The following is an 18,360-nucleotide window of genomic DNA, read 5'->3' as shown; positions in this document are numbered from 1 at the left end:
GTAATATTAGACAATTATGTATTACACTGTAGAATTAGGAATCCCTTGGATGTAATTTATATCATCCAAGGGATTCTCACTTTGTCAATATTTAATTGTTTCCTAAATGCAACACTAGAAGGCAAAATGCCACCTTTTATTATAACCAATAGTAAAGTGCTACTTTTATCTTTATTTACTTTAGAACTATATATCAATGAGTTTCAACAAAAGCTACCCTAAAATTTTAAATATATAGATAGATACTTTTACTATATACATTCTTTAATTTTAACAAAAAAGCTATTAAGTAAATTCTCTAAATCTTCAAGAGAACAACCACCTTGAATTGTTTGAGGGCTTCCTCCACCTTTGATGTTGAATTCTTCAGATACATCTTTCAATATATTTTTAAGGTTTATGTCAAATTCTTTAGGTATATTTATTAGGAATTGTCCTTTTTCTTCATAAATAGAACCATAAAGTTGAATAAGTGTATTAGAATTGCTTAAGTAATTGGATATAAGGCTTATTTCTTTAAGGTCCATATTATCAAATATTTTAGAAATGAAAGAAGTATTATTGATTTTAAATGAATGTCTCAACAAATCTTCACCTTTATAAATACAAATATCTTCACGTAAGGATTTATTAGTTTTTTCAAGGTCTTCTTTTTGGGCATATAATATCTTTACTTTTTCCAATACATCTAAATCTTTAGAAGATAAAAATAGTCCAATATCATTTATCATTTTATTTTTCCATCTATAATCATATAAGGCTCTGTTACCACATACAAATTCAATTCTGATATTTCCCTTATATTTTTCCCATTTTCTTATTTTTATAATTCCTATTTCTCCAGTACTCCTTAAATGAGTACCAGCACAGGGAGAAAAATCTATATTATCGATTTCAACAATACGAATATTGGAATTTACAACAGGTTGCTTTCTTACTGGAATTTTTTCTATATCAGTTTTTTCTATATAGTAAGATTTAATTTCAAAATTTGAAGCTATTACTCTATTGGTATAAATCTCAATTTTTTCTGTCTCATAATCTGTTAATTCTGGTAAAGTAACATCGATATATACATAATCTTGCCCTATATGAAATCCTACAGTTTCACCATTATATAATTTATAAAAAGCAGCAGACAAAAGGTGTTGACCAGTATGTTGCTGCATATTATCTAACCTATTTTCCCAATCTATAGTAAGTATGACTTTATCACTATGAATATTATCCTTAGTTACATGGATTATATCTAAATTATCTTCATATACATCCACTACATCAACACCATTTATGGTTCCTTTATCCTTTGGCTGTCCACCAGAAAGGTGAGGATAAAAAATAGTTCTATTAAGTTTTATATAATATTTGCCATCTTTATAGATTTTATCAACTATCCTAGCATCTATTTCTCTTAAATAAGGATTATCTAAATAAAGTTTATAAGTCAATTAACAATCATTCCCTTCAGCATTATATATAATATAATAACATAAAAAAAATAAAATCATAATAAAATATTGGGTAATTATGTTATAATCATATAAAAGAATGGAAGTGATATTATGCCAGATGGTAGTATGTTAGTGCTTTTAGGAGTAATGCTTATGATTTGGAGTTTAAATAGAATACATAGAAAAAAATAAGCTGGAGGCTTTTATGAAAAGACCTTTTGTGTTTATAACAATTCCATTTATATTGGGGATAGTATTCTCTTATTACCTTGAAATAAGACTTATGACAATATTTATATTCCTTTTCTTTATTTTAATTTTATATATAATAAATTTTTCAAAAGATAAGTCCAACAATATATTTCTCCTATTTATATTATTTACATTTGGAATAATTTTAGCTAAATATAATTTAAATAATAGCTTTTTAATATCAAAAGAAGGCGAAGAATTTTTACTAAGTGGAATAGTAGATGATATTGTTTGGAAAGAAGAGGAAGAAGGAAAATATATAGTCAAAATTAATAGAGTAGGAAATTTTATTATAAAAGAAAAAACAGTATTAAAAATAAGAGGGGATAAACAAGTTTCATTGGGAGATAAGTTAATATTTAAAGGGAAAATAAATGTACCTTTGGAAAACACTAATCCTATGCTATTTAACTATAAAAGAAGCTTATTATCAAATAAGCTATACACAACAATAAATATTAATGACTATTCTATATTAGAAATAGAAAAAAATGATATACCACTAAAGTATAAGATGAAACTTAAATTCAAGGAAAGAATAGAAAACCTATTTAACAGTAATTTAAGTGAGGAAAATAGTTCCTTAATGGAAAGTATAGTCCTTGGAGAATATAATTATTTAGATGAAGAAAATATATCAAAATATAGAGACTTAGGACTAGCACATATATTGGCAGTGTCAGGATTACATATAGGAATCATATCTAGTTTTTTAGTCTATATATTTTCTCACTTAGGTATAAAAAGAAAAATAAATATTTTTATGACTCTTATAATTATTTGGTTTTATGGATACCTTATAGGTTTTCCGCCGTCCTTACTTAGAGCAAATATAATGTTTAGTATAATATTTATTGGTCAAGCAATGGCTGAACCATATGATTCAATTAACAGCTTGTTTTTTGCTATGTTTATTTTACTTATTATAAATCCAATGTGGATATTTAACCTTGGGTTTCAATTGTCTTTCTTAGCAAGTTTTTCTATAATCTATTTTACACCTAAAATTAAGCATATATTTTATTTATATAAAAATAAGTTGACCTATACATTATCAGGACTATTAGCAGTACAAATAGGATTATTTCCAGTACAAGCTTATTATTTCAACAAAATATCTGTTATAGGTATTTTTGCCAATTTAATTATTGCACCTATATTATCGTTTTCTTTAATTATAGGAGCCATTATGATAGGATTATCTTATTCACTAGATGTTTTTATTCCATTCTTAGGAAAAATACTGAACTTAATCTTATCTGTACAATTTAGATTAATAGATATACTTTATAAATTTCCCTTTGGAATAATAAAGTATCATTCACCAAATATAGGAGAGTTTATTTTATATTATATTTTTATATTTACTTTATTTAAGGTGATTAAGGTAAACAAAATAAGTTTTAAATTACAGAGGGTTATTATATATTATTTAGTATTTTTTCTAGTATTTAACTTTCTAGTATTACTAAATGATAAATCTATAAATATCCATTTTATAGACGTAGGACAAGGAGATGGAATTCTTATTCAAACTAATAGAGATAATTATTTAGTAGATACAGGTGGAAATATAATGGATTCCTTTGATATAGGAAAGAATATTACTTTACCATATTTAGAAAAAATAGGAGTAACTAAGATTAAGGGAGTTTTTATAACACATTTTGATGAAGACCATTGTAAATCCTTACCCCTACTAATGGAAAATATCAAAATAAAAAATATCCTTGCATCTTATGAAAACCATGGAAATAAAATATATGATGAAATGAAAAACAAAAATATTCCAATAAAAATACTAAAAGAAAATGATTTGATTTATTTAGATAATAATACATATATAAAGGTTTTAAGTCCTAATGAAAATATAGTTAGAAATGGATTTTCTGAAAATAATAAATCCTTGGTATTTATACTTTCCAATTATAATAAAAACATACTTTTTACTGGTGATATAGAAAAGGAAGTGGAATTGGAATTATCTTCTAAAATAGAAGATAATATAGATATAATAAAAGTTCCCCATCATGGAAGCAATACTTCTTCAACAGATGAACTTTTAGAAGTAATACAGCCTTATACAGCTATTATTTCTGTGGGGAGAAATAATTTCTATGGTCATCCGAGAAATGAAGTATTAGAACGATATATAAGTTATGGAACTGAAATATATAGAACTGATACCATGGGAAGAATTAAGGTAGTTTTAAATAAAGGTGATATAAAAATAGAGTCATTTATAAAAGAAAAACCAGATTTAATAGATTTTTTAAATACGAATTTCTTTTATATTATTTTTTATATAATATATTATTTATTATCTTATATTTTAATAAAATTTTATTTATATTTAGAAGGAGAGCCAAAGATCAATGAATTATAATGAATTTATGAATTGTATAAAGAAAGAAAATATTCTTCCGGTATATTTCTTTAGTGGAAGTGAAGAATATCTAATGAAAGAAGCAGTAGAATCCTTAAAGGATAAATATATTGATAAATCCTTTGAAACTTTGAACTATGTAATTATAGACGGAAAAGAAAAGACCTTTGATGATATATTAAATGCTTGTGAAACTCTACCATTTATGTCAGAAAAGAAATTAGTAGTCATAAAGGATATTAGTGAAATCATGGAAAATGATTTAAATGGATTGGATAAGATACTAAGCTCCTATGTTGAAAACCTAGATTCCTACCTTTGTCTAATAATAATGGATAGATCTAATAATTTTAAAAGAACTACAAAACTATATAAGACAATCAACAAATTAGGTGGAGTAGTTGAATTTAATAGCTTGAAAGGTAAAGAATTAAATACATGGATAGAGGATAAATTTAAAAAGAATAACAAAAAAATATCTGCTTCAAATATAAGTCATTTCATTCAGCAATCCAGCTATAGTGATTATAATAGTACAAAGACACTTTATGATTTAGAAAATGAACTAATGAAAGTAGTTAATTATACATCTGGTGATGAAATAAATAGAGATGCTATAGACACTGTTCTAACTCAAACTTTAGACACAAATATATTTAATCTGCTAGGAAATATAAGTAAGAAAAACAGTGAAGAATCCTTAAAAATATTTAATGAAATGTATATATCAGGTGAACCTGTTCAAAAAATCTTGTCAATGATTATTAGACAAGTAAGGCTAACTTTAGGTTATAAGCTATATAGGGAAAAAGGATATGTGGATGGAGAAATTGGAGAAAAATTAGGGATTAAAGCATTTGAGTTAAAAAAAATAGGACGAGAATCTAATAACTTTACTGAAGAACAGTTAAATAAGGCTTTAAGTTATATACTAAAGTTGGACATAAAACAAAAGACTAGCTCCCATGATGAAAAACTAGCCATTGAAATGCTTATTGTTAACTTATCTTATGAAATGTAGATACAAATGAAAAAACTTCGGCTCACCGAAGTTTTATCTACATTGCATTATTTAATTTCTTCGTTAAGCGACTAACTTTTCTAGATGCACTATTCATATGAATAATGTCCTTATGAGCAGCTCTCTTTAATTTTTTATCAATGGCTTTAAGTAATGTTTTTGCCTCATCAAAATTTCCATTATCAATAGCTGTATCAAATTTCTTAATATATGTTTTAATTTCAGATTTTTTAGACTTATTCATCGCTGTTCTTTTTTCCGTAATAAGAATTCTTTTCTTAGCAGATTTAATATTTGCCAATAGTTTCACCTCCTCATATCTAACAAAAAATATTTTATCACGAAGAAGTATAAATTGCAAGGATATTTAGCATTATAATGGACAAAAATATAAAATAGGATAAAAAAGAATATTAGAGAGGAGAATTGAATTGTTCCAGATTAGAACTGATTTAGCAGTGGAAAATAGAGAATTATATAAACAAGAAGAAAAAAGTCAAGAAGAAGGAATTAGTATAGAAAAAGAGGAAAATGATTCCTATACAGTTACAAGAATAAAGGTTTTAAATAAAGAAGGCAGCTTAAATATAAAAAAACCCGTAGGAACTTATATAACATTAGATGTACCAAAGCTAAATAAAACAGATGAAGATTTAAAAGATCAGATTTCACAGGCATTAGCAAAGGAGATAAAGGGAATCGCAAAAACTAAAGAGGACACAAAGATATTAATTGTAGGATTAGGAAATTGGAATATTACTCCTGATGCATTGGGACCAAAAGTAGTAGAAAGAGTTTTAGTAACTAGACAATTTTTTGTTAATTATAATAAGGAGATAGATGAAACTGTAGCTAATGTGGCAGCTTTGTCTCCTGGAGTAATGGGTATAACAGGAATAGAAACTGGAGAGATAATAAAAGGAGTAGTTGAAAAAGTAAAACCTAATTTAGTAATAGCCATAGATGCACTAGCATCAAGAAAGATGGATAGGGTTTCTACTACAATTCAACTTTCTGATACAGGTATAAATCCAGGGGCAGGTGTTGGAAATAATAGAATGGAGCTGAATGAAAGAACCTTGGGAGTACCAGTTATTGCCATAGGAATACCAACAGTGGTAGATGCAGCTACTATTGTAAATGATACTCTAGATTTAATAATAGAATCTTTAAAGAAAGAGGCAGAAGTAGGTTCAGACTTTTATGATTTATTGTCTCAAATATCATCAGAAGAAAAATATTCTTTAATTCAAGAGGTATTAAATCCTTATATGAAAAATGTCATAGTAACCCCTACTGATATAGATGCTGTAGTTGATGATCTGTCCATAATAGTTGCCAATGGGTTAAATATGGCATTACATCCAGGTATAGACTTAAAAGACGTAAACAGATATATTAGGTAAATAAGATTTAGAATATTTGACTCCCTTTAAGAATATAATGCTTGTATTGAAAGTATATTAGGGAGTGTTGATATGAGAAGAACAAATAAGTTAGATTATATTATTTTGGCATTGACATGCTTGATAGTTCTGAATCTTGGTGCTATAATCCTTGGATTATATTCATCAAAGGAGCCTAATAATTTAAGTCAAGAGAAATTCAAACTATCTAATATAATTAATATGTCCAATATGTCCTTTGAATCAGTGAAAAAGGCGATGAATTCTTTATTTTCAATGGGAAATAGATTAAATAAACATAAGGATTCTTTAGAAACGGGAATTATCCCTTTAGAGTCTGAAGAAATAGGAGAAGATGTAAATGAAGAACATGATACTTCTCATGATACGATTATAGAAAATTTAGATGAATACGAATCCTTAATAATAGTTAAGGATTCGTCAGGTATTCATATGGTAGAAAATATTCCAGAGCCTTTAATGATAAATAAGGTTAAAGTTAATAAGGAAAAGCCATATATTTTAATTTATCATACTCATGCTACTGAAAGCTATAGTTTAGCCAAGGCAGGTAATTATAGAAGTACAGATAAAAAGAATAATATAGTAGGAGTGGGAAGTATAATATCTACTGTTTTAGAAGCCAATGGTCATAAAGTAGATCATGTAGAAACATCCCATGACCTTCCATCTTATAATCAATCTTATTCTAGAAGTCTAAAAACTATTGTGAATAAAAAAGCTGAATCTGATAATTTGAAAATATTATTAGATGTACACAGAGATGGTATTGATGTAGATAAGGTTGCTAATGTAGAAAGTGTGAGAGAAAAATCTAGAATTGAAATAGATGGTAAGTCTGTAGCAACATTTTCTTTAGTAGTAGGACCAGATTCTGAAAATAAAGAACAAGTTCTTAGTTTCGCAAAATACGTTAAGGCAGTATCAGACAATTTATATCCAGGCTTATGTAAAGGTATAATAATAAAGAAATATGGCAAATATAACCAATATCTGTCAGATTATTCAGCTCTAATAGAAGTAGGATATAATATTAATACTTTGGAGGAAGCTACTGAAGGTGCTAAGTTAATAGGAAATATTCTTTCTGTAGTTTTAAATAGTATAGTAGAAGAATAGACTTTCCTAAATTTTCAAAGTCTGATATAATATATTTTATTGGAAATCAGGAGGTTATACAATATGGAAGAAAATAATAAAGAAGTAAAAAACGAAACTATAGAATGGATAAAAAGTATTGTAACTGCAGTTGTTATTGCTTTATTAATTAAAACTTTTGTTTTTAATACTACTTATGTATTGGGTAATTCCATGTACCCTACATTACACGAAAAGGACAGACTATTTGCAAATAAAGTTTCATTATATTTTCATGGGCCATCAAGGGGCGATGTAATCGTGTTAAAGGCTCCAGATGCACCAGATAAAGATTATATAAAAAGAGTAATAGGTATAGCAGGAGATATAGTTGAGATAAAAGATGGTAAGGTATATGTAAATGAAACCATGTTAGAGGAAAACTATATAAGTAGTGAAGCCTACACTCATATATATGAAGACAGCATTTGGGAAGTGCCAGAGGGGTCAGTATTTGTACTGGGAGATAACAGAGACGAAGGAGCTTCTAAAGATAGCCGTTATTTTGGATGTATATCTATTAAAAGTATTAAAGGTATAACAGGATTTAGATATTTTCCCGTTGATAGCAGATTTGGCAAGATAAAATAATAGTATAATATATACAAAAAATGGATAATCTAATCTTGGTGATAATATGGAAACAAGATTAGAGAGAAACAAAAGATATAAAAAACAAAGGCGTATAGAAAGAGTAAAAAGAATATATATATTAATTTTACTTATATTTTTAGTGTTGGGAATAGAAATAGTAAACCAAAATATTGTAGAACTTAATTGTCTAGAAAATCCCAATATCTTTAGATTCTCTGTAGAAACAAAAACTTTAGATTTCTTTGGGAAATCTTATACAATTGATTTTAAGTATTTAATAAATTTACTAAAAGACCAGTTTCTGGTCTTTTAGTTTTACATAATAGAGAATATTTGCTATAATTGTTTAGAGTTATCTTGAAACTTCATAAGGAGGAAAAGTATGGAAAAAAGGAAACAACAAAATATAAGAAATTTTTCGATTATTGCCCATATAGACCATGGAAAATCTACTTTGGCAGATAGATTAATAGAAAAAACTGGAATGCTGACCTCAAGAGAAATGCAAAGCCAAGTTTTAGACAATATGGACCTAGAAAGGGAAAGAGGTATAACCATAAAGTTAAAAGCAGTAAGACTAGTTTATAATGCTAAAGATGGAGAAGAATATATACTAAATCTAATAGATACCCCTGGCCATGTGGACTTTACATATGAAGTCTCAAGGTCCTTAGCTGCTTGTGAAGGTGCTATACTAGTAGTAGATGCTACTCAAGGAATTGAAGCTCAAACTTTAGCCAATGTATATTTAGCACTAGATCAAGACTTAGAAATTTTACCAGTTGTAAATAAAATAGATTTACCAAGTGCAAGACCAGAAGAAGTGAAAAAAGAAGTGGAAGATATTATAGGTATAGATTGTGAAGAGGCACCACTTATATCGGCAAAAGAAGGATTAAATATTGAAGATGTACTAGAAAATATAGTAAAATATGTACCTTCGCCAAAGGGAGATCCCAACGCACCATTGAAAGCATTAATATTTGACTCCTATTATGATAGTTATAAAGGTGTTATTTGTTATATAAGAGTATATGAAGGTACTATGAAGCCTGGTATGGAAATAAAAATGATGTCAACAGGAAAATCTTATGAAGTCGTGGAGGTAGGTGTAAATACATCTAGACATATAACTTTAGATAAACTAGAACCGGGAGATGTAGGTTTTGTAACAGCTAGTATAAAAAATGTCAAAGATGCTACAGTAGGAGATACTATAACAAGTGCAGATAATCCGACTAATGAACCTTTACCAGGTTATAAAAAAGTTATACCGATGGTTTATTGTGGAATATACCCTGCAGAGGGAGAAGATTTTAATACAGTTAGGGAAGCTCTTGAAAAACTACAGGTAAATGATGCAGCACTAGACTTTGAACCTGAAACATCTGTTGCTTTAGGATTTGGATTTAGATGTGGATTCTTAGGACTTTTACACATGGAAATAATTCAGGAAAGATTGGAAAGGGAATTTGATTTAAACATAATAACTACTGCACCTTCAGTTATATATAAAATAACAAAAACTACAGGAGAAGTTTTAGAAATACAAAATCCATCTAATCTTCCTCCATTAACAGAAATACAATATATGGAAGAGCCTATTGTAACAGCTAATATAATGACTCCTACAGATTATGTAGGTGCAATAATGGAGCTTTGCCAAAACAAAAGAGGAACTTTCTTAAATATGGAATATTTAGAAGAAAAAAGAGTTGTACTTCACTATGAATTACCTTTAAATGAGGTAATCTATGATTTCTTTGATGCACTTAAATCAAAAACTAGAGGATATGCTTCTTTAGATTATGATTTAAAAGGATACCAGCAATCAGAGCTTGTAAAAATGGATATTCTTATTAATGGAGAATTAGTAGATGCTTTCTCCTTAATAGTTCATGAAGAAAAGGCATATGAAAGAGGAAGAAATATAGCAGAAAGATTAGTAGATGTTATACCAAGACACCAATTTGCAGTACCTATTCAAGCTACTATAGGTTCAAAAATAATAGCAAGAGAGACCATAAGAGCCCTTAGAAAAGATGTACTTGCTAAATGTTATGGTGGAGATATATCAAGGAAGAAAAAATTACTAGAGAAACAAAAAGAAGGTAAAAAGCGTATGAGACAAATTGGTTCAGTTGAAGTTCCTCAGGAAGCATTTTTAACTGTTCTAAAATATGATGAAAAATAATCTATGGAACGGTTTTTACCGTTCCTAAATTAATTTTAGGAGGAAAAATGAAAGAAATCTCTTTATATATTCATATACCTTTCTGTATAAGCAAATGTTATTATTGTGATTTTACGTCATTTTCTCATGAAAATCATAGAATCCATGATTATATAAGTAGTCTTCTAATTGAAATGGAAATGTATAAGGAAAAACTAAAAGATTATACAATAAAAACCATATTTATAGGCGGTGGAACTCCATCATCTATAGATGGAAAATATATATATAAACTTCTTCAGTTTATATATGAAAATTTCAATACTACTGGTTTAACAGAAATAACTATAGAAGCAAATCCAGGAACCATAGATAAAGAAAAAGTAAGGTTATACAAAGAAGCCGGAATCAATAGAGTCAGTATGGGAGTACAAACTCTAGATAATAATTTATTAAAATCCATAGGAAGAATTCATACCTCGGAAGATTTTTATAGAAGTTATGAATTGCTAAAGGGAGCAAATATAGAAAATATCAATGTAGATTTGATCTTTGGATTGCCTAACCAAACTATTGAAAATGTAATAGATTCACTAGATAAGATAATTCAAATTGGAGTAAAACACATATCTTATTATGGACTTATATTAGAAGAAAATACAAAGCTGTATAATTTATATAGGAAAGGAAGTATAACACTTCCTAATGAGGATATTGAAAGAGAAATGTATCATAAGGTTACAGAATATCTTATTAATTATGGATATAATCACTATGAAATTTCCAACTATAGTTTGGCAGGATATGAATGTAAACATAATTTAGTCTATTGGGACTTAGAACCGTATTTAGGATTAGGATTAAGTAGTCATTCTTATATGGAAAATAAAAGGTTTTTTAACGTATCTAATATAAATAATTATATAAAAAAGTTAAAGGAAAAGGATTTGCCAATAGATGGAGAAGAAATAATTAATTTGGAAACAGAAATAGAGGAATTTTGTATATTAGGACTAAGAAAAATAAAAGGAATAAATAAACTAGAATTTAAGAGAAGATTTGACGAAGAAATAGAAAATCGATATGAGGATATAATAAATAAGCATATAAATAATGGATTAATAGTAAATGAAAAAGGCTTTGTTAAATTAACAAAGAAAGGATTAGATTTATCCAACTTAGTAGAGGTAGATTTTCTAAAATAATTTAACATTTTTATCAAAAACTATTGACAAAATTTATTAGTAGTGGTAACTTTAAATCGTAAGCATTAGCACTCAATAACATAGAGTGCTAATAACAAGTCTAGTATTTAAAATACTGAGGTGATAGAGTATGCTAGATAATAGAAAGCTTAAAGTTCTTTATGCCATTATAAATTCTTATATAATGAGTGCAGAACCTATAGGTTCACGAACAATAACTAAACAATATGATTTAGGAGTAAGCTCTGCTACCATAAGAAATGAAATGTCTGACTTAGAAGAATTAGGATATCTAAACAAGCCTCATTCTTCGTCAGGAAGAGTTCCGTCAGATAAGGCATATAGATTATATGTAAATGAAATCTTAAAAAATCAAAATTATAAAATAGATTTAGAAAAGAAGAGCAAGATTAAAAAAATCTTAATTAGTGAATCGAGAGAAATAGAGCAGTTATTACAAAACTCTGCAAAAGTATTATCTGCCATAACCAGCTATACAGCCCTTGCACTATCTCCAAACATGAAGGGATCTAAAATAAAACATATTCAGCTAATACCAATTGATGAAAAACAGGTATTGATGGTTTTAATAAGCAATACTGGAACAGTTAAAAATTCTATTTTTAGATTGAATCAGGAGATACCAGAAGAACAGATTAATATAATATCTAATTATTTAACTCACAGACTAAAAGGTTTATCAATAGAAGAGATTGGTGAGGAATTATCAGAGGGTATAATGAAGGAGATATATGAATATAAGACCACTATAGATAAAATTATACCTATTATAAACCAATCTATGGAAGATATAGATAATGTTGATTTATATTCAGATGGTATAACTAAAATACTAAATTTTCCAGAGTATAAGGACTTAGAAAAAGCTAAATCTTTTATATCCTTTATAGAAGATAAAGATTTAGTTGTAGATCTTTTATTAAATAATTCTATATCTCAAGACATGGAAATAATAATTGGAAATGAAAATATTCATGAATCTATAAAAGATTGTAGCTTAATTACAACAACCTATAAACTAGGGGATAAAACCATAGGGAAAATAGGTATTATAGGCCCTACAAGAATGGATTACTTGAATTTAATAAATACATTGCAGTTATTTTCTGTAAACATTACAGAAATTATAGATATGCTCATGGGCAAACATATCTCAAGATAACTATAATATTTAAGAGGTGATGTAATGAAAAAAGAAAATGAAAACCCTAAAGAAGATGAGGAATTAACAGAAGAAGTTATTTCTGATAGTTCTAATGAAGATTTAGAAGAAACTGAGGAATCAAAACAAGTAGAAGAGCTAAACAATAAATTATTAAGACTTCAAGCTGATTTTATTAATTTTAGAAAAAGAGTTGAAAAAGATAAGGAGAGTACAATTGCTTATGCTTTGGAATCTTTTGTATGCGATTTATTGCCTATAATAGATAATTTTCAAAGAGCAATGGAATCAGAGGAAGATAAGGAAAGTGGTTTTTATAAAGGTATAGAAATGATATACCAACAGTTAATAAAAACCCTTAATGACAATGGAATTGAAGAAATAAAATCCTTAGGAGAAGATTTCAATCCTAATTTCCATCATGCAATACTTATGGAAGAAAATACAGAATATGATGAAGGAAAAATATCTGAAGTGTTACAGACAGGGTATATATTAAAAGACAAAGTTATTAGACCATCAATGGTTAAAGTTGCAAAATAACATTTATTTAGGAGGAGTTATATATGGGAAAAATAATTGGAATTGACTTAGGTACTACAAACTCATGTGTTGCAGTAATGGAGGGTGGAGAGCCTACTATAATAGCTAATATAGAAGGAAATAGAACAACACCATCTATAGTAGCATTTACAAAGGATGGAGAAAGACTTGTTGGTGAAACAGCAAAAAGGCAAGCCATAACAAATCCAGATAGAACAGTAGCTTCAATAAAAAGAAAAATGGGTTCAGACCATAAAGTAAATATAGATAGTAAAGACTATTCACCAGAAGAAATATCAGCTATGATTTTACAAAAAATCAAGGCAGATGTAGAAAGCTATTTAGGTGAAACTGTTACTGAGGCAGTAATTACAGTGCCAGCGTATTTCACAGATAGTCAAAGACAAGCAACAAAAGATGCTGGAAAAATAGCAGGATTAGAAGTAAAAAGGATTATAAATGAACCAACAGCAGCAGCTCTTGCTTATGGAATGGATAAAGAAGAAGGACAGCATAAGATTATGGTATTCGACTTAGGTGGAGGTACTTTTGACGTATCTATACTAGAACTTGGAGATGGAGTATTTGAAGTATTAGCTACTCGCGGAAACAATAATCTAGGGGGAGACGACTTTGATGAAGCCGTAGTAAACTATATAGCTGAACAATTTAAAAAAGAAAATGGAATAGATTTAAAACAAGATAAAATGAGTTTACAAAGACTGAAAGAAGCTGCGGAAAAGGCTAAAAAAGAATTGTCTTCAACTATGTCAACAAATATCAATCTTCCATTTATTACTGCTACTCAATCAGGTCCATTACATTTAAATATGGATATTACAAGAGCGAAATTCAATGAATTGACTTCTAGCTTAGTTGATAAAACATTGGAGCCAGTTAGAGAAGCATTAAAAGATGCTGGTTTACAAGCTTCTGATATAGAAAAAGTGCTTTTAGTTGGTGGTTCAACTAGAATTCCAGCTGTTCAAGATGCAGTTAAGAAGTTAATCGGAAGAGAACCTCAAAAAGATATTAACCCAGATGAATGTGTTGCATTAGGCGCAGCAATACAAGGTGGGGTTCTTGCTGGAGAAGTTAAGGATATACTTTTATTAGACGTTACACCACTTTCTTTAGGTATTGAGACTTTAGGTGGAGTAACTACTAGATTGATTGAAAGAAATACAACTATACCAACTAAAAAGAGTCAAATATTTACTACAGCAGCAGATAACCAAACATCAGTAGATATTCATGTTCTACAAGGTGAACGTCAAATGTCTGCAGACAATACTACATTGGGAAGATTCCAATTAACAGGATTACCTCCAGCACAAAGAGGAGTTCCGCAAATAGAAGTAACTTTTGATATAGATGCCAATGGTATTGTAAATGTAAGTGCAAAAGACTTAGGAACAGGAAAAGAACAGAGAATAACCATAACTGCTTCTACTAAGCTTTCAGATGATGAAATAGAAAGAAAAGTAAAAGAAGCAGAGAGATTTGCAGAAGAAGATAAAAAGAGAAAAGAAACTATCGAAATAAGAAATAATGGAGATAATCTAGTTTATCAAACTGAAAAGACTTTAAAAGAAGTAGAAGACAAAATTGGGGCAGATGAAAAAGCACAAGTTGAATCCAAGCTAGAAGAGTTAAAGAAAGCGTTAGAGGGAGACGACTATGATGAAATTAAGCAAAAAACTGAAGAATTAACTGAAGCATTTTATTCTATATCTCAAAAAATGTATGAAAATGCTAATAACCAAGAAGGCAGTCAAGAAGCAAATGATGATGTAGTAGATGCAGACTACGAAGTAGTAGATGAAGAATAAAAAAAGAAAAATATATGAGCTAAATCATTTGATTTAGCTCATATATTTGATATAATTGTATGAGGAAATTTAAAGGTTGGTGAAATGATGAGGGATTACTATGAAATCTTGGGTATAGGTAAAGATGCATCAGAAGATGAGATAAAGAGGGCCTATAGAACTTTAGCAAAGAAATATCATCCTGATTTAAATCCAAATAATGAAGAAGCTGAAGCAAAATTTAAAGAAGCGAATCAGGCTTATGAAATATTAAGTGATCCAGAGAAAAAATCTAGATATGATAGATTTGGACACGCAGGAGTAGATCCTCAAGCAGGTGGATATGGTGAAGGCTTTGGAGGATTTGGTGATATTTTTGAAGATATATTTGATATGTTTGGTGGTGGATTTAGTAGGGGTTCAAGACGAAATGGACCAACTAGGGGTAATGATTTAAGGTATGATTTAAATCTAGAGTTTAAGGAATCCATATTTGGCACAGAAAAAGAAATACAAATTAGAAGAACAGAAAATTGCAGTTCTTGTAGCGGGACGGGAGCCAAACCAGGAACATCAAAGGAAACTTGTAGGACCTGTAATGGTAGAGGAGAAGTAAGATATGCTCAGCAAACTCCTCTTGGACAATTTGTAAGGACTTCTACTTGTGATACTTGTAATGGAACAGGTGAAATCATTAAAGAAAAATGTAATAGTTGTAATGGTTCAGGCAAAGAAATGAAGACTAAAAAGATTAAAGTTAAAATTCCTGCAGGTGTGGATAATGAGTCTATTATATCCATGAGAGGAGAAGGTGAATCTGGAGATAAAGGCGGACCTAGCGGAGATTTATATATTTATATAAATGTAGCTGAAGACCCAATATTTAAACGTACTGGAAATAATATATATCTAACTATACCTATTACATTTACAGAAGCAGCATTGGGAGCAGAAATACAAGTACCGACTTTAGAAGGGATAACAAATTATACTATTCCAGAAGGAACACAGACAGGAACTGAATATAGACTTAAAGGTATGGGAGTTCCATATCTTAGAGGACATGGAAGAGGAGATTTATTTTTTACTGTAGAAGTAGCAGTGCCTACTAAATTATCAGAGAAGCAAAAAGAATTATTAAGGGATTTTGCGAAAGAAACTGGAGAAGATATTAAAGAACATAAAAAAGGATTTTTTGGCAAGGTTAAAGATGCCTTTAATTAACAATCACTATACAGTGATTGTTTTTAAAATCATAGTGACTTTTATATTATGCTTAGGTTATAATTATTTTAAACTAAAAAGGATGTGTGTTTATGAATTGGACGGAAGTTAAAATAAAAACTACTGCCGAATTAGAGGACTTAGTATCAAGCATTTTATATGATGCAGGAGCTACGGGACTTGCTATAGAAGATCCAAGAGATATTCTTGAACTATCTAAGTATAAGGAAAATTGGGATTTTGTAGACCCTGATTTAATAAATATAGAATCAGACGAAATATCTATTAAAGCTTATTTTTCAGAAGAAGAAAATGTAGAAGAAATAATAGAAGAAATAAAAATTAGAATGAAAGCCAATTCTACCATAGCCTTAGGGTCAAATGAAATCAATATAGCAGTTATAAATGATGAGGACTTTGCAGATTCATGGAAAAAATATTATAAACCTCTTAGAATAGGAAAGAAAATATTAATTAAACCTTCTTGGGAAGAATGCACATTGGAAGAAGATGATATATTAATAGAATTAGACCCAGGCATGGCTTTTGGTACAGGAACCCATGAAACTACTATTATGTGTACTGAAGCTTTAGAAGAGTATGTAAAACAAGGCGATACAGTATATGATATTGGCTGTGGTAGTGGCATACTTAGTATAGTGGCAGCAAAACTTGGAGCGAAAAAAGTAGTAGGGGTGGACTTAGATGAAGTATGTGTAAAAGTATCTAATGAAAATATACAGTTAAATAATGTAAGTGATATTGTAGAAATTAAAAATGGTAATTTACTAGATGTAGTCGAAGGTAAGGCTAATATAATAGTATCCAATATAATAGCAGAAATAATTGCAAAAATGACAAAGGATCTAAAAGCATATCTAAAAGATAGTGGAATATTTATTACATCAGGTATTATTATAGAAAAAATTGATTTAGTAGAAAAGGCATTAATAGAAAATGGATTTAAAATTCTAGAAATTAAGAAACAAAATAGTTGGGCTTGTATTATAGCTACTAATAATTAGGTGAGAATATGCACAGATTTTTCGTTGAAAAGGAACAGATACAAAACGATACTATAGAAATAATAGGGACCGATATAAAGCATATAAAAGATGTTTTAAGAATAAAAGCAAGTGAAAAAATTGAGATTGCCTCAGAGGGCATGACTTATATTTGTGAAATAGAGTATATGGATAAAAGTAAAGTAATTTCAAAGATAATAGATAAAAATCAAGGTTCTAACGAATCAAATATAAATATTACATTATATCAAGGATTGGCCAAAGGGAGTAAAATGGATTTAATCATACAAAAATGTACAGAAATAGGAGTAAAGGAATTTTATCCATTGGCAAGTCATAGATCAGTAGTAAAAATAAAAGATATTAAAAAAGAGCAATCTAAAGTAGAACGATGGAATACCATAGCAGATGAAGCAGCGAAACAGAGCAAGAGAGACATTCTTCCAATAGTAAAAGAAATTCTTACATTTGATGAAATGATTCTTTTATTAAAGGACAAAGAAAATATACTTGTACCCTATGAAGATGAAAAACAAGAAACCATAAGAAAAGCATTAAAAAGTATGGAAGGAAATGATATACATTTAATAATAGGTCCTGAAGGTGGATTTGAACCTGATGAAATACAAAGATTAAAGGAAATAGGAGCAAAAATAGTAACCTTAGGGCCTCGCATACTTAGAACAGAAACAGCTGGAATTGTATCAGCAACAATAACACTTTATGAACTTGGAGACTTAGGAGTGGTTTAATGAACAAAGTAGCTTTTTATACACTACGTGTGAGGAAGTAAACCTAAATATGGCTATTTTTAATTCTTTTGTAATCCTTGCAAAGACACCAGTACAATAAAAATAAATTTAGTAAACAAAAGACCACTTTGTATTAAAAGTGGTCCTATTTATTCCTTTAAAAAACATCTAATCGA

At 28.8% G+C, this 18,360-nt stretch carries 16 protein-coding genes; 14 read left to right on the top strand and 2 right to left on the bottom strand.

The features are described 5' to 3' along the window. Window positions 1-251 precede the first annotated feature (251 nt). Window positions 252-1,448, bottom strand: a complete 1,197-nt coding sequence (locus FYJ83_RS15925) for an alanyl-tRNA editing protein (protein ID WP_154442210.1) — start codon at window positions 1,446-1,448, stop codon at window positions 252-254. A gap of 208 nt (window positions 1,449-1,656) precedes the next feature. On the opposite strand from FYJ83_RS15925, the gene FYJ83_RS15920 reads away from it, so the two are divergent. Both FYJ83_RS15920 and holA read left to right on the top strand, forming a co-directional pair. Continuing rightward, window positions 1,657-4,089, top strand: a complete 2,433-nt coding sequence (locus FYJ83_RS15920; protein WP_154442208.1) for a DNA internalization-related competence protein ComEC/Rec2 — start codon at window positions 1,657-1,659, stop codon at window positions 4,087-4,089. Then, window positions 4,079-5,110 (top strand): DNA polymerase III subunit delta, encoded by a 1,032-nt coding sequence (gene holA, locus FYJ83_RS15915; RefSeq protein WP_154442206.1) that lies wholly within the window; start codon window positions 4,079-4,081, stop codon window positions 5,108-5,110. The genes FYJ83_RS15920 and holA overlap by 11 nt, the downstream gene beginning before the upstream one ends. 37 nt (window positions 5,111-5,147) lie before the next feature. On the opposite strand, the gene rpsT is transcribed toward holA, so the two are convergent. Further along, a complete protein-coding gene (gene rpsT / locus FYJ83_RS15910) occupies window positions 5,148-5,411 on the bottom strand; it encodes a 30S ribosomal protein S20 (protein ID WP_154442204.1) in 264 nt (87 codons plus the stop codon). Between the two features lie 130 nt (window positions 5,412-5,541). Between rpsT and gpr the strand changes: the two genes are divergently transcribed. The 12 genes from gpr to FYJ83_RS15850 all read left to right on the top strand — a co-directional run bounded on the left by gpr (window position 5,542) and on the right by FYJ83_RS15850 (window position 18,184). Next, window positions 5,542-6,516, top strand: a complete 975-nt coding sequence (gpr, locus tag FYJ83_RS15905) for a GPR endopeptidase (protein WP_154442202.1) — start codon at window positions 5,542-5,544, stop codon at window positions 6,514-6,516. Window positions 6,517-6,588: 72 nt separating this feature from the next. Beyond that, window positions 6,589-7,656, top strand: coding sequence for a stage II sporulation protein P (gene spoIIP, locus FYJ83_RS15900; RefSeq protein WP_154442200.1), 1,068 nt, complete (start codon window positions 6,589-6,591; stop codon window positions 7,654-7,656). A 63-nt stretch (window positions 7,657-7,719) separates the two neighbouring features. Continuing rightward, the gene (gene lepB, locus FYJ83_RS15895; protein WP_154442198.1) at window positions 7,720-8,265 is read left to right on the top strand and encodes a signal peptidase I; all 546 of its coding nucleotides are present in this window, start codon (window positions 7,720-7,722) and stop codon (window positions 8,263-8,265) included. A gap of 46 nt (window positions 8,266-8,311) precedes the next feature. Further along, window positions 8,312-8,581, top strand: coding sequence for a hypothetical protein (locus FYJ83_RS15890; RefSeq protein WP_154442196.1), 270 nt, complete (start codon window positions 8,312-8,314; stop codon window positions 8,579-8,581). A 69-nt stretch (window positions 8,582-8,650) separates the two neighbouring features. Then, window positions 8,651-10,462: a translation elongation factor 4 gene (gene lepA / locus FYJ83_RS15885; RefSeq protein WP_154442194.1), complete on the top strand. Its 1,812-nt coding sequence runs from the start codon at window positions 8,651-8,653 to the stop codon at window positions 10,460-10,462. A 47-nt stretch (window positions 10,463-10,509) separates the two neighbouring features. Beyond that, entirely contained in the window at window positions 10,510-11,646 is a 1,137-nt protein-coding gene (gene hemW / locus FYJ83_RS15880) for a radical SAM family heme chaperone HemW (protein WP_154442192.1), read from the top strand. Window positions 11,647-11,776: 130 nt separating this feature from the next. After that, on the top strand, window positions 11,777-12,829 hold the full coding sequence (gene hrcA, locus FYJ83_RS15875) for a heat-inducible transcriptional repressor HrcA (protein WP_154442190.1): 1,053 nt from the start codon (window positions 11,777-11,779) through the stop codon (window positions 12,827-12,829). A 24-nt stretch (window positions 12,830-12,853) separates the two neighbouring features. Beyond that, window positions 12,854-13,372, top strand: a complete 519-nt coding sequence (gene grpE / locus FYJ83_RS15870; RefSeq protein WP_154442188.1) for a nucleotide exchange factor GrpE — start codon at window positions 12,854-12,856, stop codon at window positions 13,370-13,372. Window positions 13,373-13,395: 23 nt separating this feature from the next. Beyond that, window positions 13,396-15,204 carry a molecular chaperone DnaK gene (dnaK, locus tag FYJ83_RS15865; protein ID WP_154442186.1) on the top strand — a complete coding sequence of 603 codons (1,809 nt, stop codon included), beginning with the start codon at window positions 13,396-13,398 and terminating at the stop codon, window positions 15,202-15,204. An 84-nt stretch (window positions 15,205-15,288) separates the two neighbouring features. Then, entirely contained in the window at window positions 15,289-16,407 is a 1,119-nt protein-coding gene (gene dnaJ, locus FYJ83_RS15860) for a molecular chaperone DnaJ (RefSeq protein ID WP_326828357.1), read from the top strand. 92 nt (window positions 16,408-16,499) lie between these two features. Continuing rightward, window positions 16,500-17,432: a 50S ribosomal protein L11 methyltransferase gene (gene prmA, locus FYJ83_RS15855; protein ID WP_154442184.1), complete on the top strand. Its 933-nt coding sequence runs from the start codon at window positions 16,500-16,502 to the stop codon at window positions 17,430-17,432. A gap of 8 nt (window positions 17,433-17,440) precedes the next feature. Then, complete coding sequence (locus tag FYJ83_RS15850) at window positions 17,441-18,184, top strand: RsmE family RNA methyltransferase (RefSeq protein ID WP_154442182.1); 744 nt, start codon at window positions 17,441-17,443, stop codon at window positions 18,182-18,184. Window positions 18,185-18,360 lie beyond the last annotated feature (176 nt).

The sequence above is a fragment of the Tissierella pigra genome, assembly GCF_009695605.1.
GTDB lineage: Bacteria > Bacillota > Clostridia > Tissierellales > Tissierellaceae > Tissierella > Tissierella pigra.
Note: the sequence above shows the minus strand (reverse complement) of the source record. Positions and strands in the feature narration are given on the sequence as shown.